This is a genomic window from Ferrovum sp. JA12, from assembly GCF_001431705.1.
In the GTDB taxonomy this organism is placed as follows: domain Bacteria; phylum Pseudomonadota; class Gammaproteobacteria; order Burkholderiales; family Ferrovaceae; genus PN-J185.
Genome location: NZ_LJWX01000002.1, coordinates 911,436 through 931,873, shown reverse-complemented (window position 1 = coordinate 931,873; position 20,438 = coordinate 911,436). Strand labels below are relative to the sequence as shown.

Genomic DNA, 20,438 nt, shown 5'->3' with positions numbered 1-20,438 from the left:
ATAACTCGGTGACCCATGGATTTATATGAAAGGGACTGCTTTACAGCCCTCACGATCGCAATAAAGATATCCTGCTTTTTGATTTGTCCAGTCAGTTAACACCCAACGCTCACAGGTGTGGTCGTCAATATGATATACATGGCGTGCAGGGCGATGAGTATGGCCATGAATAATACGTGGGTAATCATTTTTACGAATCAGTTCCATCACCGTTGTAGCCGATACATCCATGATCTCTAAAGTTTTACTTTTTTTAGCATCGCGACTCATGCTGGTAGCCTCTAATGCCATTTTGCGACGTTTTTCGATGGGTAAGGCCAGTACTTGTTTTTGCCATTGGGCAGTGCGTACTTGCTTGCGCCACTGTTGATAATCCACATCATCCGTACATAAGGCATCGCCATGAGTGAGAATCGTTCTCACTCCATAGAGGATCACATCGGTCGGGTCGTTAATGAGCGTGGCCCCAGTGCGCTGGGCAAAGGCATGACCCAATAAAAAATCTCGGTTACCATGCATCACAAACAGTGCTGTGCCTGATTCAGTTAATGCTCTTAAAGCCATGACAATTTTTAAATTATAGGTAGAGTCAATATCGTCATCGCCAATCCAACTTTCAAACAGGTCACCTAAAATATACAACGATTCAGCTTCTCGGGCAGGGCCTTCTAGAAACTGAAGAAAACGCTTGCGCAGAGCAAGCGTTTTAGCAGATAAATGAAGATCTGAAATGAACAGGCTATGCTGCACGAGAGTCCTTTATTCAATGGTTGCGGAAAGAATAACAACATCCTCTTTGGGAACATCGGCGTGACCCGCACTCTTACCTGTGGCCACTTTCTTGATGGCGTCAACCACAGATTGTCCTTCGCTTACGCGTCCGAAAACACAGTAACCAAAACCATCGGGAGTGGCTGAACGAAAATTAAGAAAACTGTTGTTAGCCACATTAATAAAAAATTGAGCTGTGGCGGAATGCGGATTTGGAGTCCGTGCCATGGCTATGGTGTAAGTATCATTGGTTAACCCATTTTGAGCTTCGTTCTCAATGGTCTCCCCCGTTGGTTTTTGTTTCATGCCAGGTTCAAAACCGCCACCTTGAATCATAAAGCCATCAATGACACGATGAAAAATAGTGTTGTTATAAAAACCGGATTCTACATATGCTAAAAAATTAGCTACTGTTTTAGGGGCTTTTTCGGCATTAAGTTCAATGACAATATCACCGTGATTTGTTTTAAGACGAACCATAATTACTCCAAGTTAGATAAGGTGGACAGCTTCTTTTTTAAACTTTTACTTTTAGGGTTTTCCTTACTGGCTTTAGTGTAGGCATTTTTAGCCTTAGCAAGATAAACATCCCCTAAGTTTTCTAGGGCGGTTGTATAGTTGGGTTGAATTTGGATGGCCATTTCAAGCATTTTTCTAGCGTCATCCAAACGCCCCTTTTGCGCATACAGCACCGCAAGATTATTGTAGGGAGTAGCCATTTCAGGGGCAACCTCAGTGAGATTTTCTAATACGCCAATGGCCTCGTCGTTTCTATTAAGAGCCATCAATGCTTGAGCTTTAATAAACAAAACCTCACCGTTGTGTGAATCCATACCAAGGTAGCGATTCGCTTCTTTAATGGCCTCCAGGTAGTGCTTTTGTGCCATCAGGGGCTGTAGGGTTTTCAAGGGATTCACCGGGAAACCGTTGGGCGGAGCAATAGCTGTTGTTTCCTGTGGGGGGGTAGGACTGGCTTTCACCGTGACGCTCTCAGTCCCGTTAGTTGGGTTGTCCGCCAGCGTGGCAAGTGGCACAAACGACACCAGGCACAGCAGAAGAGCCGAGAGGCTTCGTATCATATCGTGATATACTTTGTGGTTTAATTTAATCTTCAATTATATCAATTAATTGTGTTTATTTCCAATGGCTTGAATACGTGCTCAATTTAACTCTATGACTATGCTAACCCTTCATAATTCATTAACAAAAAAGAAAGAGATTTTTGTTCCAATAGAACCTAACCAAGTTCGTCTGTACGTCTGCGGGATGACAGTTTATGATCGCTGTCACTTGGGTCATGCCAGAATGCTGGTGAATTTTGATGTGCTCTTCCGTTGGTTGAAGGAGCTGGGATACCACGTCACTTATGTTCGTAATATCACCGATATTGACGATAAAATTATTGCCAGAGCCCATGCTAACAACGAGAGCATTCAATCTCTTACTGAGAGAATGATTGCTCTCATGCACCAGGACTTAACAGCTCTTGGTGTGTTGCCACCTACCATAGAACCCAAAGCCACTCTGCACATTGAGGGGATGATTCGTTTGATTGGTCAATTGATCGATAAAAAACTGGCCTATGTGGGCAACAATGCGGATGTCTATTATTCCGTGCGAGACTTTCATGATTATGGCAAGTTATCAGGTAAATCATTGGAAGATCTTCGTTCTGGTGAGAGGGTAGCAGTGGATCAATATAAGAGAGATCCATTGGATTTTGTGTTGTGGAAAGCGGCTAAGCCCGGGGAACCCTATTGGGAGTCGCCTTGGGGAAAAGGTCGGCCGGGCTGGCATATTGAGTGCTCAGCCATGAGTGAACATTATTTAGGTGAGCATTTTGATATTCACGGTGGCGGTCACGATTTACAGTTCCCGCATCATGAGAATGAAATCGCCCAATCAGAGGGGGCTCATGGACATGCTTTTGTGAATGTGTGGTTACATAACGGATTTTTACGCGTAAATGATGAGAAAATGTCTAAATCCCTCGGTAATTTCTTTACCATTGAAGAGGTGTTAAAGGTATTTCATCCGGAAGTGGTCCGTTTTTTTCTGTTACGGGGTCATTACCGTAGCCCCCTTAACTACACCGATCAGCATTTAAACGATGCTAAGGCAGCACTAACAACGCTTTACACAGCACTCAGGGGGCAACAGCTCCATATCCCTGACAGCATTGACTGGCACAACGACCATGCTCGTCATTTTCAAGAGGCCATGAACGACGATTTAAATACTTCAGAGGCTGTTGCCGTGTTATTTCATTTGGCACGCGAATTCAATCGCACTCAAGAGAGTGGTTATTTGATCTTATTAAAACAATTGTCATCTATTTTAGGATTACTCACACAGGAGCCTGACCACTGGTTACAACAGGGTAATCAGGGAAATGACAGTGACAGTTATACCGATGAGCAGATCATTCAAGCCATGGATGAGCGTAAGAGGGCACGCTTAGAGAAAAATTACCAACGCTCAGACGAGATTCGTGATGAGTTGTTAGCCAAAGGAATTATTCTTGAGGATAGCCCCTCCGGAACCAGTTGGCGTCGACAATAATGAAGTGTACGAGTCTGCCTTTGTCTTTTATATCAGAAACATTGTTTGATTAAGGTCTTCGGTGAGCTCACTCTGATACGAGGAGAGAGTATGAGGTCTGTATCAGTTAAATTGTCTTTCGGCGCGGAATTAAACAATATATTCAACGTCAATCAACAACTTAACTGATGCAGGGTGCTATTCTGAGATGGGGTTAAAAAAATCCCGAACTTTATCCATAAAGGTTTTTGCCTTTGGACTATGGGTGTCACTGCCGTGAGTAGTTGACTCCAATTGACGCAATAATCCTTTTTGCTCTTCCGTTAAGCGCACGGGCGTTTCTACTGTAACGTGACACATCAAATCACCATAACCGCTGCCACGAAGTTGTTTGATCCCTTTCCCCCGTAAACGAAAGACTTGACCTGTTTGTGTTTCTGCTGGAATCTTAAGTTTCGCTTGGCCATCTAAAGTAGGGATTTCAATTTCTCCTCCTAAGGCTGCTGTGGCAAAGCTAATGGGCATCTCGCAGTGTAAGTCAGCCCCATCACGCTCGAAGACAGAATGAGGTCTTATTTGTACGACCACATAAAGGTCCCCCGGTGGCCCTCCGGATACGCCGTGTTCTCCCTCGCCTGCTAAACGCACACGATCACCATGATCCACTCCGGCAGGAATTTTAACAGAGAGAGTTTTATGTTTTTTAGTCCTTCCAGAACCATGACAGTCGCCACATGGGTTACTGATGGTTTTTCCGGAACCATGGCATACTGGACAGGTTTGCTGTAACGAAAAAAAGCCCTGTTGCATACGGACTTGCCCTTGTCCGCCACAGGTAGAGCAAGTGCTTGGAGTGGTTCCCTTCTTAGCCCCCGATCCATGACAGGTTTCACAGGTGACCATGGTGGGAATGCGGATTTGTGTTTCTGTACCCCGCGCCGCTTGCTCAAGAGAGATATCAAGGTTGTAGCGAAGATCAGCGCCACGATACACGCCACCCTGCCGAGAGCGTCCACCACCGCCGCCAAAGATATCACCAAAGATATCACCAAAGGCATCCGAGAAGCCACCCATTCCACCAAAACCGGCGCTCCCAGGGCCTGCGCCTTGGGAAGGGTCTACCCCAGCGTGACCAAATCGGTCATAGGCGGCGCGTTTTTCCTCGTCTGAGAGTATTTCATAGGCTTCCTTAGCCTCCTTAAAAAGGCTCTCCGCCTTGGGGTTATCAGGATTACGGTCTGGGTGATGTTTCATGGCTAACTTGCGGTAAGCTTTTTTTATGTCTTCCGCAGTGGCATCACGATTTACCCCAAGCACTTCATAGTAATCTTTTTTACTCATAGTTGATCTACGTTCTCATTAATGAGCAAAGGGCCGGAGGTGTGACGGATCAACGATCATGACACACGTCCGGCCAATGCTGTAGTTAGTAATTACTTTTTATCTTTAACTTCTTCAAACTCTGCATCAACAACGTTGTCATGAGCTTTATCTGCCTTCTCATCGTTGTGTTCACCGCCAGCTGGAGCTTGTCCATCAGGGTTGGTTGAGGCATACATTTTTTCAGCTAAGGTGTAACTAGCCTGAGAGAGTGCTTCGCTCTTGGCATTCATCTGCTCAACCTCTTCATTTTTCAATGCCTCTTGCGCGTCCTTCAGAGCTGTTTCAATTTTAGCTTTCTCTTCCGCTGAGACTTTATCGCCGTGATCCTTAAGGGATTTTTCGACGCTGTGTATCAGGGCTTCAAGACCATTTTTCGCATTCACTTTTTCTAGGTTTTTACGGTCTTCCTCAGCGTGATCCTCTGCATCTTTAACCATGCGTTGAATTTCACTTTCAGAGAGCCCGGAACTGGCTTGAATAGTGATTTTATTCTCTTTTCCAGTGGCTTTATCCTTGGCGCTCACGTGTAAAATACCATTTGCATCAATATCAAAGGTCACTTCAATTTGTGGCATTCCCCTTGGTGCGGTGGGAATATCAGAGAGATTAAACTGCCCTAAGCTCTTGTTACCTGAAGCAACATCTCTTTCACCCTGTAAAACATGAATGGTCACTGCCGATTGGTTGTCCTCTGCGGTGGAGAAAACCTGTGATGCCTTAGTTGGGATAGTGGTGTTTTTTTGTATCAATTTGGTCATCACTCCACCTAGTGTTTCAATACCCAAGGACAGTGGAGTAACATCTAATAATAAAACATCTTTCACATCACCTTGCAATACTCCACCTTGAATTGCAGCACCAATAGCCACTGCTTCATCTGGATTGACATCCTTACGTGGTTCGCGGCCAAAGATCTCTTTAACACGCTCTTGTACTTTTGGCATACGGCTCTGCCCGCCCACTAAAATGACATCAGCAATTTCATTGATATCAATACCCGCATCTTTAATAGCCACTTCGCAAGGTTTGATGGTGCGGGTGATTAAATCTTCCACAAGGCTTTCTAATTTAGCGCGCGACAGCTTAACCACCAAGTGTTTAGGGCCTGAGGCATCAGCAGTAATATAAGGGAGATTCACCTCAGTTTGGTTGGAAGAAGAGAGCTCGATTTTGGCTTTTTCTGCGGCTTCCTTAAGACGTTGAAGGGCCAATACGTCTTTTTTCAAATCAATGCCATTCTCTCGTTTAAATTCCTCAGCCAAGAACTCAATGACACGCAAATCAAAGTCTTCCCCGCCTAGGAAAGTATCTCCATTGGTAGAGAGTACTTCAAATTGATGTTCCCCATCAATTTCTGCGATTTCAATAATGGAGATATCAAAAGTTCCCCCCCCCAAGTCATACACCGCAATTTTACGGTCGCCTTCTTTCTTATCTAAGCCAAAGGCCAGTGCCGCAGCGGTAGGTTCATTGATAATCCGTTTAACTTCTAACCCTGCAATCCGTCCGGCGTCTTTGGTTGCTTGACGTTGACTATCGTTAAAATAGGCCGGTACGGTAATAACGGCCTCAGTAACCGGCTCACCCAAATAATCCTCAGCAGTTTTTTTCATTTTCTGCAAAACAGCGGCAGACACTTCGGGGGGCGCCATTTGTTTACCTTGCGCTTCTACCCAAGCATCACCATTTTTGGCTTTGACGATTTTATAGGGCACCATGTCAATATCTTTTTGGACCATACCTTCTTCAAATTTACGACCAATCAGACGTTTCACTGCAAACAGAGTGTTAGTTGGATTGGTGATGGCTTGTCGTTTAGCTGGTGCACCTACCAATACTTCGCTTCCATCTAAATAAGCGACGATGGAAGGGGTGGTTCTTGTACCCTCTGCATTTTCAATCACCTTTGGTTTACCGTTTTCCATGACGGCAACACAAGAGTTTGTTGTACCTAAGTCAATACCAATAATTTTACCCATGATCAATAATCCTTAAAAATATCTGTTAATACATAAGTTGGGGTGTTTCGCTAAAATTCAAGAGCCTAAGACTCTTTTGCTTTTGAAACAGTTACCAAAGCAGGACGCAATACTCGTTCGTGTATGGCAAAACCTTTTTGCATAACTGTTAGTACGGTATTGGGAGCCACCTCACCATGTTCAAGGGCCGCAATGGCCTGATGACGATTTGGATCAAATTTTTCATTAACAGGATTGATTTCTGTTAAATGAAATTTTTCAAACACGTTTTTTAGTTGTCGTGCCGTGAGTTCTACGCCGTTTCGGTAACTCTCTAAAGTGGTTTCAGTGACGGCTAAAGCAGCATCAAGGCTATCCATAACGGCTAATAACTCTGAGGCAAAAGATTCTAAGGCGAATTTCTTTGCTGAGGCAAGATCCTGTGTGGCTCTTTTACGGATGTTTTCTGACTCTGCAACAGACCTCAACCAAGCATCATTTTTTTCTTTAACTTGATTCTCGGCCTCACTTAAGGCTTTTTTTAATGCATCAAGGTCAAGGCTTGCTTGATCAAGATTGGACTCTTCATTAATTGAAGAGGATGTGTCATGAGTAACTTCTTCCTGTGGTGTTTGTTCCATATGCATCTCCATCTTTTAATATGGTCTTAGATGGAGACGGTTTTGGCTATTTCAAGGGTGTGCAGTAAAATAATTACCGAGGGGCACCAAGCGCCAAGGCGCGTTGTTGTGAGAGATCCCCTTCTCGTTGATTATCCTCTTGATTCCATTGAGTTTTTAGCCATCCCTGTAAATGAGAGAGTGTGATCTCAGTGAGTGCGTTAATCCATACCGGGTCATCATTAAGCGCTGGAATGTAATGATAATCACGACCACCTGCCTCCATGAAGGCGGCTTTGACCTCCATCCCGATTTCCTCAATGGTTTCAAGACAGTCTGCGGGAAACCCTGGGCAGACAACGTGTATTGAGTTAATTCCTTCTTTAGCTAGGGCAACTACAGATGGCTCAGTATAAGGTTTAATCCATTCTGCTCGACCAAATAGCGATTGGAAGGTCACCATGTATTGAGTGGGCTGCAAGCCCAGTCTTTCCGCAAGTAATCGTCCTGTTTTATGGCATTGGCAGTGGTAAGGATCACCCTTATCCAAGGTGTAACGAGGTACCCCATGAAAACTCATAATCAGTTTTTCTGGTCGTCCATGTTCTTGCCAAAAAGCTTCAACACGGGAGGCCAGAGCATTAATGTAGGCGGGATGGTCATGATATTGCCGAATGACCCGTACTCCTGGTGTATTACGGTAGCGTTTCAAGATATCAAACAGGGCATCCATAGACGAACCTGTAGTACTGGCCGCATACTGAGGGTAGAGGGGAACCAGTAAAATATTTTCACAACCTTGTTCTTTCAATTCCATGATTTGTGAGGGAATACTAGGGTTACCATAACGCATAGCATATTTTACTACCAGTGGTGATGATGTACTATTAGACAATTCACGCTCGAGTGCGCGACATTGTTTTTCAGTGTTAGTCTTCAGGGGTGAGCCTTCTGCGGTCCAAATCGAGGCATATTTTTTTGCCGATTTTTTTGGGCGTATATTTAAAATAATTCCGTTTAATATTAACCACCAAATAGGACGGGGTATTTCAACCACCCGGTGATCGCTTAAAAACTGTTTTAAATATCGTTTGAGTGAAGGGGCGTCAGGCGCATCGGGTGTCCCAAGGTTAACAAGTAATACGCCTGTTTTTAGAGTGCTGCCGTGACGAAATTCCGGTTCCGGTAAATAGTTTGCCATAATTATCCTATATTTAATTCTGCGAGAGGGCGCTGGAGAGTAACTTCGCCGTGACATCTACAATGGGAATAATCCGCTCATAAGCCATCCGCGTTGGGCCCACTACACCAAGGGTCCCCACCACCTGACCGTCCACTTCATAAGGAGCGGTTACCACGCTAAATTCATCAAGTGGCACAACGCTAGATTCTCCACCAATAAAGATCTTGACGCCGTCAGCACTTTCACTAAGTTCCAATAACTGTAACAGTTCTGTTTTTTGTTCAAAAACGCTAAACAATTGACGAAGCTTATTCATATTGTAAGTGACATCATTACTTTGAATTAGTTTGGATTCGCCACTCAGTACATAATCATTTTGTCCTTCTTTAAGGGCTGCGCTGCCTACCTCTAAGGCGGTATTCATCAATACTTGAATATCACTGTTAAGGCTTTGTAAGTCTGATCTTAAGACATGACGGATTTGATTAAAGTCGTTTCCTGAGTAGTGTTCGTTGAGGTAGTTGGCAGCCTGAGTTAAATCACTTTGCGTAAAGTGTTTGTCAGTAAAAATAACACGATTTTGTACATCTCCCTCAAGAGTAACTAAAATCAGAAGCAGTCGTTTTTCCGATAACCTTAAAAACTCCAAGTGACGAAATCCTTCGTTACGTCTTTTAGGTGTTCTCACAATCCCAGCGAAAGCGGTGAGTTCTGAGAGCATTTGCGAGGCCGCGGCAATCAGTCTCTGCGGATCCGTGGGAACGAGATGCTCTTCTAACTGGATGCGAGTCAGTGTTTCAATGGGCTTGATAATCATTAGGCTATCCACAAAAAAGCGATAGCCGCGCGGTGTGGGGATACGCCCTGCTGAGGTATGAGGGCTTGAGATAAAGCCCAACTCTTCGAGATCAGCCATGACATTACGAATGGTAGCGGCTGACAAATCCATACCAGCTGTTCTAGACAGGGCCCGTGAGCCAACTGGCTGACCATCCTCAATGTAGCGTTCAATTAATACTTTTAATAAAGTGCGGGCGCGATCGTTTAACATACACCTTATTTTACCCAAATGTGGTTTAATTCAAAAGATGAATACTATTTTTCAAAAAATCGGTATTGTTGGCAAGTACAATAGCCACAATTTATCAACACCAATGGGAAGATTAATTCAATTTCTCGAGAAATACCAATTGAATTATGTTCTCGATCCCAAAAGTGCTGCGTCGGTTCCCTCTCGTGAAGCAGAGGTTATCCAAGCAGAGGACATGGGTAAGCATGTTGATCTCGTAGTTGTGCTGGGCGGGGACGGAACACTGTTGTCTGTTGCACGCTCTATTCTAGGCCAAAGAGTCCCCTTGGTGGGAATAAACCTAGGGCAATTGGGGTTTTTAACGGATATCCCATCGCAAAACTTAGAAGAGGAGTTGGCTAAAGTCTTAAATGGCCATTTTGCGGAAGAAAAGCGCTCCTTATTAGAGACCGAGATTTGGCGTCAAGGCCATCTCATTTCCCGTCATTTTGCCCTCAATGATGTGGTTCTGACTAAAGGGGCTCAAGGCAGTATGATTGAGCTGGAGGTGTCCGTTGACCATCGTTTTGTCTATAGTCTACGTGCCGATGGCTTGATCGCAGCAACGCCCACAGGATCCACGGCTTATGCTCTGTCAAGTGGCGGTCCCATTATTCATCCAGAGTTACAGGCAACGGTCCTTGTCCCTATTTGCCCCCACACGCTGAGTAACCGTCCTATTGTGCTCAGTGATCGTTCAGTGATAGAAGTGATTTTACAAAAGGGAAAAGGTGCTTTTGCTAACTTTGATGTCCAAGATCATATGGCTCTTCTAAGCGATGATCGATTGATTATTTCCCACGCTAAGGAACAGGTTACTTTACTGCATCCCTTAAGCCATGATTATTACGCCATGTTGCGTGAAAAGTTACGTTGGGGGACTAAACTTTAGCTATGCTTAAATCTATTTCTATTCGTGATTACGTCATTGTCGAAACCCTAGATTTAGAATTTGATGCAGGTTTAACCGTTTTTACGGGTGAGACGGGTACTGGGAAGTCTATTCTGATCGACGCGCTGTCTTTAGCTCTAGGAGGGAGAGCTGACGTCTCTACCATACGTCATGGCGCCACTCGCTCTGAAGTGTCTGCCTCCTTTGATTTATCAGAACATCCACAGCTTTACGCTTATCTGGAGGAGCAAGGATTAACGGCCAGTGAAGAGGAAGCCGTATGTCTATTAAGACGTCTTGTGGATAACCAGGGTAAATCAAGGGCTTTTATTAATGGTTCAGCGGTAACCTTAACGCAACTCAAAGAAGTCTCACAACGTTTAATTAATATTCATGGGCAACACGCCCATCAAACGCTGCAATTAAGTACTACGCAACGACAGTTATTAGATGATTTTGCAGGCCATCAAGAGTTGGTAAAGGCAGTAACCTTAAGTTACCGCGACTGGCAACAAAAATTAGCCCACTGGCAACAGTGGCAGAGTCGTTCACAAAGCTTGACCGAGGACGTGTTTCGATTAACAGCTGAGATTAAAGAGTTAGAAGAGATTGTGGTCGCTCCTCCTGACTGGCTTGAGTTTAACGACCAACACAGTCGCTTAACCCATGCTCAGCAAGTGTTAGAGCTCAACCAGCAGGCCTTAGCCGTCTTGAGTGAAGGAAGGGAGAGCGCACTGGACAAGCTAGAGAAGGCGCTCTCCTTGTTGCACAGCATGCCCTATGAGGATATGCAATTAAAATCCTCAATAGATCTGTTACAAAGCTCAGTGATCCAAGTGGATGAGGTCATCACTGGCCTGCGCCACTTTATCCACGGCATTGATATTGATGACGCGAGGCTTAGTCAATTGGATGAACACATGTCAAGGTTAATGCAGTGTGCCAGGCGTTACCGAGTCAATCCTGAGGACCTGTGGCAGTATCTTGCGGAGCGGCGCCAAGAATTATCCACTATTGAGTTGTTAAGTGATGGGCAGACATTGGAGAGAGAGCAGCGGAAGGCTCATGAGGTATATAGGAGCTTTGCCCAAGAGTTAACCCTGTCACGCCAACACGCGGCCCTTAAACTGGCGGATATCATTACCCAGACCCTTGTTGAACTGGCCATGGGGGAGGGGAGTTTTGTGATTGAGGTAAATCCTATTGGGGAACCTGGATTATACGGTCAAGATCAAATTGTATTTAAAATTTCGGGACATGCCAAACAAGCTCCGCAGGAAATTGCCAAGGTGGCTTCTGGAGGGGAACTATCACGAATTAGTCTTGCTATTCAAACGGCCTTGAGCCAATCTGCTTCTGTTCCCACCTTGATTTTTGATGAAGTAGATACGGGTATAGGCGGGCGGGTAGCGCAGATTGTGGGCAGACTCCTTAAAGGGTTAGGTAATAATTATCAGGTGTTATGTGTGACACATCTGCCGCAAGTGGCAAGCTGTGGGGATCACCATCTTCGGGTAATGAAAAAAGTCCAGAGTGATAATGTGGTGAGCCACGTGGAAGTATTAAATTCCAGTCAGCGTGTGGAAGAAATTGCCCGAATGTTAGGTGGCGTGGACATCACTGCCATCACCTTAAAGCATGCGCAAGAAATGTTACAGGCGACCCATTAAAAACCGCTTAGGAGATAAACGATCTAACAGTTGTTTTTCTATGGGCATGGGTTCCCCAGTCATTAGGCTCCTGATAATCCTGGCATTAAGAGCGCTCCATACCACACCTCTGGAAGCATTGCCGAGGATGCAGTAGAGGCGGGGCTCTAATTCTCCTGTCACCGGCAGGCGATCACGGGATACACACCGGAAGGCTACTCGATCAAGGAGACTGGTCACACTTTGTGGTGAATCGCCTAAAATAGAGGCAATACGCTGGGTGTTTTGCAGATGGCTAGAGAGCCAAGGTGTTTTATCTAGTTCATGTTCATAGGTGGCGCCTGAGAGGAGCTGCTGGCCTGGCAAACTAATTAAATACCCATCTTGGCACATAACAGGAAGGGTTGAGTCAATATTTTCATGGCAAAACAATGACAATTGACCGCGATTGGTTGTTAAACCCAGTGCAGAGGTTTGCTCAAGGCTTTCTGCTCCAATGGCTAACACCACGGCGTCAAATTCTCCTAAGCACTCTTTTTTTGGGTTAAAGAGTAACCAATGACCTGGCTGTTTTTGAAGATGCGTCACTGCGGTGTTCAAATGCAGTGACACAGAGGAAGTGCACAGTGCGATAGCCCTTTCACACAATAGCTTGGGGTTCACGTATCCTGCTTGAGGGAAAAATAAGCCACCCAAGGGCTGATTCACATGAAAACGGGAGAGCAGTTCCTTACCCTCTATAAAATAAGCGTAATCCCTCGGTAATCCAAGTTGGTGTAGTGCTTCACGCTGAGCTAGAGCTTCCTCTTGGTTTTTTGCCAGATGAACTACACCTGGATAGTAGGCAATAGGTGCTGGGCTGGCCCCTTCGATCTCGGTAATGAGCTGTTTGGTTAAGTAAAATCCTCTACGCGTCACTCTGGACAGGACATTATCGTCTTTACTGATCACAGGACGCACAATGGCGGCAGGGTTCCCTGAAGCTTGATTTGCAATGGCCTCGTCTTTTTCAAACAAAGACACCTGCATTCCTCTTTGACAGAGTTGATAGGTCATGAGCGAGCCAGCAATACCACTGCCAATGACGGCCACTCGCTTTGTTTGTTGGCCACTTAAATAGGTCCGAACATGAGGGAAGAAACGATTCTGCCGCAAGGTTTGCTTGTCTACAGGAATACGATTAAATTGGCCCACTAAACGATGTTTTTTTTGCGCAAAGCCTTTTTCTCGTGATACGTTAAATCCCGCTCTCATTAAATTGTTTCGGACTTCTCCAGCAACACACCAGGTGGCCAGGGTTGTATCGACATGACAATGTTGCGCGAGAGATGAAAAAATTTCTGCGCGCCACATATCTGGATTTTTTTTCGGCGAAAAACCATCCAGGTAAAGGGCATCAATAGTCATGGTTAAAGATTTTACCGCTGCGTCAATGTCATCAATAATAAGCGTTAAACAGATTCTCTCCTGTGGGAAAAGAATTTCATGATAACCCGGCGTTAATGTTGGCCACTCTTTGATTAATTGGTTAACGAGAGAGGTTGGGAAGTGGTACCGAGGAAGAATATCCTGGAGCTGTGTTGGGGTAATAGGATATTTTTCACAGGCCACATAATGCAACCATGTATTTGGATGGCGATTGTGTTCAAGCCATACCTGTGCGGTAGCTAAAAAATTAATGCCAATACCAAAACCTGTTTCCACCAGACAAAACTGATGGTTTACCTGCGTGAAACGTTGTTGAAGATGATTCCCTTGAATAAATACGGTATAGGCCTGTTCAGCGCCGCCCCATGCGGAATGGTAGACATCGTTAAACTCTGTGGAAAAAAGCGTATCGTTGAGGAGGATGATTTCAGGATGTTTAATAATAGCCATAAATTGGTAGTTTACTGGGTGTTGCTCATTTGCGTGAGTATTGTTGTCAAGCCTATTAATTTTATAATGGAATTAAAGAGTACCTGTAGTTATACTAAACAGATTCTGATACTAGAATTGCACCCATGAACCTTTTTTTAATATTAATAAGTTTGTTTTCTGAAAAATATCGTCCTAGCCAGTTACAAAGCCGATTGTTTACTTATTTTACTCAATATCTGCATTATTTAGATGATCTCTTCAACTCAGGTGAGCGTCATCACGGAGTAGTAGCTTGGTTTGTGGGAATATTGCCCCCGTTGTTTGCTTTTTACCTGTTAAATAGATTACTGGTTCATCTAGGTATAGAAATCAGCTGGTTGATTAACTTGTTGGTATTAGGTTCTGTGATTCAGTTTCGTACTCTATTAAAGCAACTCTCAGAAGCCACTGATGATATTCGTCTGAAAATGAGAGAGAGTCAAGATATGGCAGATCATGAGTCCTTTGTGTTAATGAAGTCGCAGGCAGTAGCCCATGCCATTGAAGTGACCATCAATGAAGCCCATACTTTTTTATTTGCTATTTTATTTTGGTATGGTTTGCTGCCTGGCGTTTATGGAGTGTTGTTATATATGCTTGCCCTCTATATCAACCGTTATTGGGGCCAAGATCGACAGACTGATTTTGGCTATTTTTCCAGTAGGATGTTTTACTTTCTGAATTGGCCGGTTTACTATCTCACGGCATTGACCTTTGCCGTAGTAGGAAATTTTGAGGACGCTTTATTTTGCTGGCGTACACAGGGAATTAAAGCGGGGGAGTCAACCACTTCTCGAATTTTCTTTGCCAGCGCAGCGGGCGCCCTTGGAATTCGTTTGGGTGATCTTCAGTCCTCTCAGCGAAGTATCAATGGTTTGGATCTTGGCTTGGGTGAGGCTCCCGATTTTGATCACTTAAAAAGTACTGAGGGTCTCATATGGCGTGCATTGATGGTATGGTTAATTGTCTATGCCCTGATGACATTGGCAGCTCACGTGTGACAGTTGTTATTTCGCGCTGAGTTGTTGGAGTTCGGTGAGGATTTCGAGTCGCCTTAATATAAGGCGGTCAGTCATCGCTAACTCCTTGAAAGCACATTGTGGTTCATTGATGTGTCGACAGTTATGAAAGCGACATTGCCCAATTAAAGGACTAAATTCCCGAAAAAGGTTCTCAAGGCCGGCATGACTGATGTGGCGTAAACCAAATTCCTGTAATCCCGGGGAATCAATCAAACAGGACTGATTATCAATTTTATAACGCCTTGAAAAGGTAGTGGTATGTTTGCCAGAATCTAAGGCTGCAGAGATGATATTTGTCCTAGCTGGTTGATTAGGAATCAATTGATTAATAATAGTGGATTTTCCCATACCCGATTGACCCACTAATAAACTGGTTTTATGATGAAGTAGCGGTAGCAATTCATCTAATTGATGGTTGACAGCGCTCAAGGGCACTACGGGATAATTTAAGCTTTTATAATACTCAATAATCTTAGCATCACGTGAACTGGTGGGTAGATCCACTTTATTATGAATAATAATGGTTTGACAGTCATTTGAATCGCCAGCCACTAATATTTTAGCCAGTAACGCATCACTAAAGGTGGGTTCATTGGCAATGACTATAATCACTTGGTCAATATTAGAAGCTATTGACTTTTGTCGGAATTCATCTGATCGATAGAAAATGTTGCGGGCCTTATGAACCGTTTCTATAATGCTCTCTTGCTGTGAGTTAATCTCTACCGTCACGCGATCATTACAGGTCACATCATTTTTTTTCCCACGACGTGAGGCCAAAAAAACCCGTCCATCCGGCAGCTCTATTTCACATTGACGGCCAAAGGTGGCCGTCACGGTAGCGTCATGCTGACTCATCCTGCAGTGAGTGCTAATTTTTCAAGATGAGCGATACGTATTGACGCGGGCGGATGGGAATCATAGATAGCTGAGTGAAGCGGATCAGGGGTTAGGGTCGCTGCATTTTCCTTATATAACTTCACTAATGCGCTAATGAGGGAGTGTGCATGGGTATAGCGGCTGGCATAAGCATCGGCTTCGAATTCATGTTTTCTGGAAAACAAACTCATCAGAGGTTGTAAGGGAAAACCAAGAATCGGTAAGATGAGCGTAAACAAAGTGAGGGCCATGGCATTACTAGGTATTTGGTGTCCAAGTCCCATATAGAACCAGTTAGATGTATAAAACCAGCCCAGTAGTGCGAGAAAAACCAGGCTTAAGACAAAAATACTCACCAGACGGTAGAGCACATGACGGAGACGATAGTGGCCTAACTCATGAGCCAGGACGGCCAGGATTTCATCCGTATTTAAACTGTTTATCAGCGTATCAAAAAACACCACACGTTTGGCTTTACCAAAGCCGGTGAAATAAGCATTACCATGGCTTGATCTTTTTGATCCGTCCATCACATAAAGACCGCTGGTATTAAAGCCGCAAGTGTTGATGAGTTGTTCAACCTGGGTTTTCAGATCTCCTTCGGGTAGAGGAGAGAAGCGGTTAAATAAGGGAGCGATCCAAGTGGGGTAGATGGCCAATAATAAAATATTGAACAGCATCCAAGCACCCCAAGCATAAAGCCACCAATGGGTCCCTAAGGAAGCCATCATCCATAGAGCGGCTAAAATAATGGGAACCCCTATTAATATTCCTATAAGAGTGTTTTTAAATAGGTCGGAGAGATACATGGCTGGGGTTAAACGATTAAAGCCAAAGCGCTGTTCAATCACAAAGGTACTGTACAGGTTTAAGGGTAATTCAATAATTGAGCCCATGAGTGTGACCCCAGCGATCAATAGAATGCCGCTTAACAATGAGGTTTGTAGGTGAGTAATAAGCCAATTATTCCACCAAGAGAGGATGCCGAGTTCAATTAAAGCATAGATCCATAAGGATTCAATGAGTGTGTTGAATAGGCTTAATTTAACTTTGGCAGTAGTGTAATGCGCCGCCTTTTGATGTTGCTCAAGTGAGACGGAATTGGAAAATGCCTTAGGAACTTGTTCTTGATGCAGTGTCACGTGTTTGATTTGTCTTACACTTAACCAAAGCCTTATTAAGGTGACGCTGACTAAGAAAATTAAAAATAAAGTGTTAAAATTCACTGCGATTGCCTCTGTATACTGTTAACCTTGAAAACCACTTAATTATTTATTACTAAGAAGATCATTATGGCACAAGATAGAAACCATCTCATTTGGATTGACATGGAAATGAGCGGATTAAATCCCGAGACCGATAAAATAATTGAAATTGCTCTGATTATTACCGATAGCCAGCTTAACCAGGTGGCGGCAGCTCCTGTGTTGGTGATTCATCAACCTGATGAGGTATTAGATGCCATGGATGCATGGAATAAAGGAACTCATGGTAAATCAGGTTTGATAGACAAGGTTAAGGCTGCCACCATGGATGAGGCGAGTGCAGAGCAAATTTTATTAGATTTTATTAGCCAATATGTGCCCGCCAATGAGTCTCCAATGTGTGGCAACACTATCGGTCAGGATCGTCGGTTTTTAGTGAAGTATATGCCTAAATTAGAACAGTATTTTCATTACCGAAATTTAGATGTGAGTACGTTGAAGGAATTGGCTAAACGCTGGCGCCCACAGGTTTATAATGGTTTTAAAAAAGCCGGCAAGCATGAAGCGCTTGCCGATATTGAAGAATCTATAGCAGAGTTAAAGTATTATCGTGAACATTTCTTACGTTTGGATTAATGAAAAGCTTTATTTAAAATGTCCATAAACTGGTTTTTGGGAACAAAGCCAGCCATTCTCAAGGCTGGTAATTCTTGACCGTTCCGATCATATAAGATCATACCCGGTGGCCCGAAGAGACCATAGCGAGCGAGAATGATACGGTCTTCCGCGTTGTTTTTTGTGACATCTGCACGCAGTAATGTGGCTGTTTCAAGTTTGGCGCGTACTGTTTTATCAGACAGCACCGTGTCCTCCATTTCAATGCAAGAGGTGCACCAGTCAGCATAAAAATCTAAAAATACAGGCTGATGATGTGTTTTAGCTAGATTTAAGGCCTGATCTAATTGTGCAACTGAATGAATGGCTATAAATTGGGGGCCTGGTGTTTTAAAATAGCCTATCCATAAGGGTTTTACCATCCATACTGCGACACCAATTAGAAGAATCCCAAAAAAACGTTTTACCCAATTCATCCATCCACCCGCCCGAGGAAGCAAAGCTCCTGCAGAGGTTCCGATAAGAACCAAGGGGGCTCCCATGCCGAGTGACATCATGAATAAAGCACTGCCACCAATCATCCAGTTCTTAGTTTGAGCGATATAAATTAACCCTCCAGCTAGTGGGGCTGCGACACAAGGTCCCACCACCAAAGCTGAGATTAAGCCCATCATGGCCACAGCCACATAACGCCCTCCAGGAAGGCGATTCGATTGTTCATTGAGTTTACTCTGCCAGCTGGATGGGATTTGTAGCTGATACAGATCAAACATGGATAAGGCTAGGACAATAAAGAGGATTGCAATGGTGATTTCTACGGCGGGCGTTTGTAGACTATTTGACAACAAGGTGCCTGTGAGGCCTGCTATCACTCCTGCTGAAGCATAGGTAAAAGACATTCCTAAGACGTAAGTGATGGATAACCAAAAAGCTCTTGATTTGGTTATGTCACGGCCTTGCCCAGCAATAATACCAGACAGAATGGGAATCATTGGAAAAACACAGGGGGTGAGTGAAAGCAGTAAGCCAAAACCAAAAAAGCTCAATAACATCCAAGTATGAGAAGAACTTCCTAAGAAGGCAGCAAAATCATTAGGGTTAGTTGAGTCAGTGTTGAGTTCAGCTGGATGGAATTGGTTAGGACTATCTAAGGGAACCAATATGTTGGGGGCCTCTGCCATAGTGAAATGGCGTGTGGTTGGTGGGTAACAAATGCCGTGAAGTGCACAACCTTGATAAGACACTTCGATTTCTTTGGTAGTAGGTTGATTAACGGTAAGTTTCGCGGTAAAGGGTTGAAAATAAACCCAAACATGGCCATAAACGGGATCTTCTTTTTGCGTAGCTTGAGGTAACTCAAGCTTACCTAAAGGTTGTTGATGATCATCTTGGAGGTGGATTTTATCACGATAAATATAATAGCCAGGAGCAGGAGTAAACGTCAGCAGAAAAGTGTTTTGATCAGTTCTGTTAACCTGGATCTTAAAGGCCTGTTCAGGCAATAAAAAGGTTTTAGTGGCCGGTAAATAGTTATTACTGTCTTGGCGGGTTACAGTGTTGGTATTGTTATCTAAGTAATTACTTGCCCATAAAGGCAATGATGAGGTTAAAAATAGCAACAAAACGATGATCTTGCGTAACATGATTTTACCTAAATTTTACACATATAATTTCTATTCTACTCTGACAATCTTTTTAATGCCCAGTTCACGTGTTCCCTGACAATTGTTGAGGGGTGGTGCAGTTGTTTTTTTAAAGCAGTAATTTCTTTTTCTCGGCCGATTCCGTTGCCCAGTGCTACAGCCACATTTCTTAACCAACGAATGATGCCAATTCGTCTAATAGCACTGCCTTCAAAGCGTTGTTCAAACTCCTGTTCATCAAAGAGAATGAAATCCGCCAAATCAAGATTTCCGTTAAAGCGTGATGCAAAGTGTTTTTCATCAGTGAGTTTTGCAAAGCGGTTCCAGGGGCAAATGATCTGACAGTCATCACAACCATAAATCCGATTGCCAAAATAGGCTCGTAATTCCTCAGGAATGCTCCCGCTGTGCTCAATAGTCAGATAGGAAATGCAGCGCCTAGCATCCAACACGTAAGGCGCTACAATTGCCCGGGTGGGGCATATCTCTATACATGCATCGCAGCGGCCACAGTGTTCAGTGGTTTTTTGATCGATTTCAAGAGGAAGGTCTGTAAAAATTTCCCCTAAAAAAAACCAAGAGCCCGCTTCACGGTTGAGAAGGAGAGTGTTTTTACCGCGCCACCCAAGACCTGCTTGTTGTGCTATTTCAACTTCCATCACAGGAGCACTATCTGTAAAGACTCGATAATTAAATGGGCCGCACCATTTAGTCAGTGTCTGGGCTAAGGTCTGCAGTTTATGACGCAGGGTTTTATGGTAATCACGACCTCGCGCGTAGTAGGAAATATACCCTTGCGTGGCATTGTTCAGTTCCCCTTGGATGTCTTGCAGTGGGGCAGTAAGGTAAGGATGATAGAGGGAAATGACGCGGATTGTTCCTGGATGAAGTTGCGCAGGAGAAGCCCTTAATGGTAAATGTCTCTCTAGATACTGCATTTCACCTTGATAGCCTTTTTCCAGCCATGTTTTAAGTCGCTCGCTGGCGATGTCTAGGTTGGGTTGGCCAATACTCACCCCCTCAAAACCCAATTGCTGAGCTAAAATGATGAGTTGTTGTTTTATTAATTGTGGTTCTATTGGTAAGTTTTTTACATTCATAAGGTTATT

At 44.0% G+C, this 20,438-nt stretch carries 18 protein-coding genes; 5 read left to right on the top strand and 13 right to left on the bottom strand.

Annotation, left to right across the window (positions count from 1 at the left end):
* Positions 1–21: 21 nt before the first annotated feature.
* The 3 genes from FERRO_RS09410 to FERRO_RS09400 are packed head-to-tail and all read right to left on the bottom strand — an operon-like array spanning position 22 to position 1,850.
* Positions 22–750, bottom strand: a complete 729-nt coding sequence (locus tag FERRO_RS09410; protein ID WP_056930589.1) for a UDP-2,3-diacylglucosamine diphosphatase — start codon at positions 748–750, stop codon at positions 22–24.
* A 9-nt stretch (positions 751–759) separates the two neighbouring features.
* Complete coding sequence (locus FERRO_RS09405; protein ID WP_056930588.1) at positions 760–1,251, bottom strand: peptidylprolyl isomerase; 492 nt, start codon at positions 1,249–1,251, stop codon at positions 760–762.
* A gap of 2 nt (positions 1,252–1,253) precedes the next feature.
* Complete coding sequence (locus FERRO_RS09400) at positions 1,254–1,850, bottom strand: tetratricopeptide repeat protein (protein WP_082601274.1); 597 nt, start codon at positions 1,848–1,850, stop codon at positions 1,254–1,256.
* A gap of 100 nt (positions 1,851–1,950) precedes the next feature.
* Between FERRO_RS09400 and cysS the strand changes: the two genes are divergently transcribed.
* Positions 1,951–3,333 carry a cysteine--tRNA ligase gene (gene cysS / locus FERRO_RS09395; RefSeq protein ID WP_056930586.1) on the top strand — a complete coding sequence of 461 codons (1,383 nt, stop codon included), beginning with the start codon at positions 1,951–1,953 and terminating at the stop codon, positions 3,331–3,333.
* Between the two features lie 177 nt (positions 3,334–3,510).
* Here the strand turns inward: cysS and dnaJ are convergent, their stop codons facing one another.
* The 5 genes from dnaJ to hrcA all read right to left on the bottom strand — a co-directional run bounded on the left by dnaJ (position 3,511) and on the right by hrcA (position 9,507).
* Positions 3,511–4,653: a molecular chaperone DnaJ gene (gene dnaJ, locus FERRO_RS09390; protein ID WP_056930585.1), complete on the bottom strand. Its 1,143-nt coding sequence runs from the start codon at positions 4,651–4,653 to the stop codon at positions 3,511–3,513.
* 92 nt (positions 4,654–4,745) lie between these two features.
* Positions 4,746–6,674, bottom strand: a complete 1,929-nt coding sequence (dnaK, locus tag FERRO_RS09385) for a molecular chaperone DnaK (protein WP_056930584.1) — start codon at positions 6,672–6,674, stop codon at positions 4,746–4,748.
* Between the two features lie 65 nt (positions 6,675–6,739).
* The gene (grpE, locus tag FERRO_RS09380) at positions 6,740–7,294 is read right to left on the bottom strand and encodes a nucleotide exchange factor GrpE (protein WP_152975739.1); all 555 of its coding nucleotides are present in this window, start codon (positions 7,292–7,294) and stop codon (positions 6,740–6,742) included.
* Between the two features lie 73 nt (positions 7,295–7,367).
* Positions 7,368–8,474, bottom strand: a complete 1,107-nt coding sequence (gene hemH / locus FERRO_RS09375) for a ferrochelatase (RefSeq protein ID WP_056930582.1) — start codon at positions 8,472–8,474, stop codon at positions 7,368–7,370.
* Between the two features lie 13 nt (positions 8,475–8,487).
* A complete protein-coding gene (gene hrcA, locus FERRO_RS09370) occupies positions 8,488–9,507 on the bottom strand; it encodes a heat-inducible transcriptional repressor HrcA (protein WP_056930581.1) in 1,020 nt (339 codons plus the stop codon).
* 37 nt (positions 9,508–9,544) lie between these two features.
* Between hrcA and FERRO_RS09365 the strand changes: the two genes are divergently transcribed.
* A complete protein-coding gene (locus FERRO_RS09365; protein ID WP_056930580.1) occupies positions 9,545–10,417 on the top strand; it encodes an NAD(+) kinase in 873 nt (290 codons plus the stop codon).
* Positions 10,418–10,419: 2 nt separating this feature from the next.
* On the top strand, positions 10,420–12,087 hold the full coding sequence (gene recN / locus FERRO_RS09360; RefSeq protein WP_056930579.1) for a DNA repair protein RecN: 1,668 nt from the start codon (positions 10,420–10,422) through the stop codon (positions 12,085–12,087).
* Here recN and mnmC read toward each other — a convergent pair.
* Entirely contained in the window at positions 12,070–13,944 is a 1,875-nt protein-coding gene (gene mnmC, locus FERRO_RS09355) for an FAD-dependent 5-carboxymethylaminomethyl-2-thiouridine(34) oxidoreductase MnmC (RefSeq protein ID WP_056930578.1), read from the bottom strand. The two genes, recN and mnmC, sit on opposite strands and share 18 nt — an antisense overlap.
* Positions 13,945–14,069: 125 nt before the next feature.
* On the opposite strand from mnmC, the gene FERRO_RS09350 reads away from it, so the two are divergent.
* Positions 14,070–14,966, top strand: a complete 897-nt coding sequence (locus FERRO_RS09350; protein WP_056930577.1) for a cobalamin biosynthesis protein — start codon at positions 14,070–14,072, stop codon at positions 14,964–14,966.
* A gap of 6 nt (positions 14,967–14,972) precedes the next feature.
* Here FERRO_RS09350 and rsgA read toward each other — a convergent pair whose 3' ends face one another.
* The gene (gene rsgA, locus FERRO_RS09345; protein ID WP_056930576.1) at positions 14,973–15,845 is read right to left on the bottom strand and encodes a ribosome small subunit-dependent GTPase A; all 873 of its coding nucleotides are present in this window, start codon (positions 15,843–15,845) and stop codon (positions 14,973–14,975) included.
* Entirely contained in the window at positions 15,842–17,092 is a 1,251-nt protein-coding gene (locus FERRO_RS09340) for a M48 family metallopeptidase (protein WP_192839866.1), read from the bottom strand. Before FERRO_RS09340 ends, rsgA begins: the two co-directional genes overlap by 4 nt.
* Positions 17,093–17,158: 66 nt before the next feature.
* On the opposite strand from FERRO_RS09340, the gene orn reads away from it, so the two are divergent.
* Complete coding sequence (gene orn / locus FERRO_RS09335) at positions 17,159–17,707, top strand: oligoribonuclease (protein WP_056930574.1); 549 nt, start codon at positions 17,159–17,161, stop codon at positions 17,705–17,707.
* Here the strand turns inward: orn and dsbD are convergent.
* Positions 17,704–19,329, bottom strand: coding sequence for a protein-disulfide reductase DsbD (gene dsbD, locus FERRO_RS09330; protein ID WP_056930573.1), 1,626 nt, complete (start codon positions 19,327–19,329; stop codon positions 17,704–17,706). The genes orn and dsbD overlap by 4 nt on opposite strands.
* Positions 19,330–19,364: 35 nt before the next feature.
* Positions 19,365–20,429, bottom strand: a complete 1,065-nt coding sequence (queG, locus tag FERRO_RS09325) for a tRNA epoxyqueuosine(34) reductase QueG (protein WP_056930572.1) — start codon at positions 20,427–20,429, stop codon at positions 19,365–19,367.
* Between the last annotated feature and the right edge of the window lie 9 nt (positions 20,430–20,438).

Excerpts from the sequence above, each read along its gene's own strand:
- FERRO_RS09405 (WP_056930588.1), bottom strand. The coding sequence starts at position 1,251 with ATGGTTCGTCTTAAAACAAATCACGGTGATATTGTCATTGAACTTAAT.
- FERRO_RS09400 (WP_082601274.1), bottom strand. The coding sequence starts at position 1,850 with ATGATACGAAGCCTCTCGGCTCTTCTGCTGTGCCTGGTGTCGTTTGTG.
- cysS (WP_056930586.1), top strand. The coding sequence starts at position 1,951 with ATGCTAACCCTTCATAATTCATTAACAAAAAAGAAAGAGATTTTTGTT.
- dnaJ (WP_056930585.1), bottom strand. The coding sequence starts at position 4,653 with ATGAGTAAAAAAGATTACTATGAAGTGCTTGGGGTAAATCGTGATGCC.
- dnaK (WP_056930584.1), bottom strand. The coding sequence starts at position 6,674 with ATGGGTAAAATTATTGGTATTGACTTAGGTACAACAAACTCTTGTGTT.
- grpE (WP_152975739.1), bottom strand. The coding sequence starts at position 7,294 with ATGGAACAAACACCACAGGAAGAAGTTACTCATGACACATCCTCTTCA.
- hemH (WP_056930582.1), bottom strand. The coding sequence starts at position 8,474 with ATGGCAAACTATTTACCGGAACCGGAATTTCGTCACGGCAGCACTCTA.
- hrcA (WP_056930581.1), bottom strand. The coding sequence starts at position 9,507 with ATGTTAAACGATCGCGCCCGCACTTTATTAAAAGTATTAATTGAACGC.
- FERRO_RS09365 (WP_056930580.1), top strand. The coding sequence starts at position 9,545 with ATGAATACTATTTTTCAAAAAATCGGTATTGTTGGCAAGTACAATAGC.
- recN (WP_056930579.1), top strand. The coding sequence starts at position 10,420 with ATGCTTAAATCTATTTCTATTCGTGATTACGTCATTGTCGAAACCCTA.
- mnmC (WP_056930578.1), bottom strand. The coding sequence starts at position 13,944 with ATGGCTATTATTAAACATCCTGAAATCATCCTCCTCAACGATACGCTT.
- FERRO_RS09350 (WP_056930577.1), top strand. The coding sequence starts at position 14,070 with ATGAACCTTTTTTTAATATTAATAAGTTTGTTTTCTGAAAAATATCGT.
- rsgA (WP_056930576.1), bottom strand. The coding sequence starts at position 15,845 with ATGAGTCAGCATGACGCTACCGTGACGGCCACCTTTGGCCGTCAATGT.
- orn (WP_056930574.1), top strand. The coding sequence starts at position 17,159 with ATGGCACAAGATAGAAACCATCTCATTTGGATTGACATGGAAATGAGC.
- dsbD (WP_056930573.1), bottom strand. The coding sequence starts at position 19,329 with ATGTTACGCAAGATCATCGTTTTGTTGCTATTTTTAACCTCATCATTG.
- queG (WP_056930572.1), bottom strand. The coding sequence starts at position 20,429 with ATGAATGTAAAAAACTTACCAATAGAACCACAATTAATAAAACAACAA.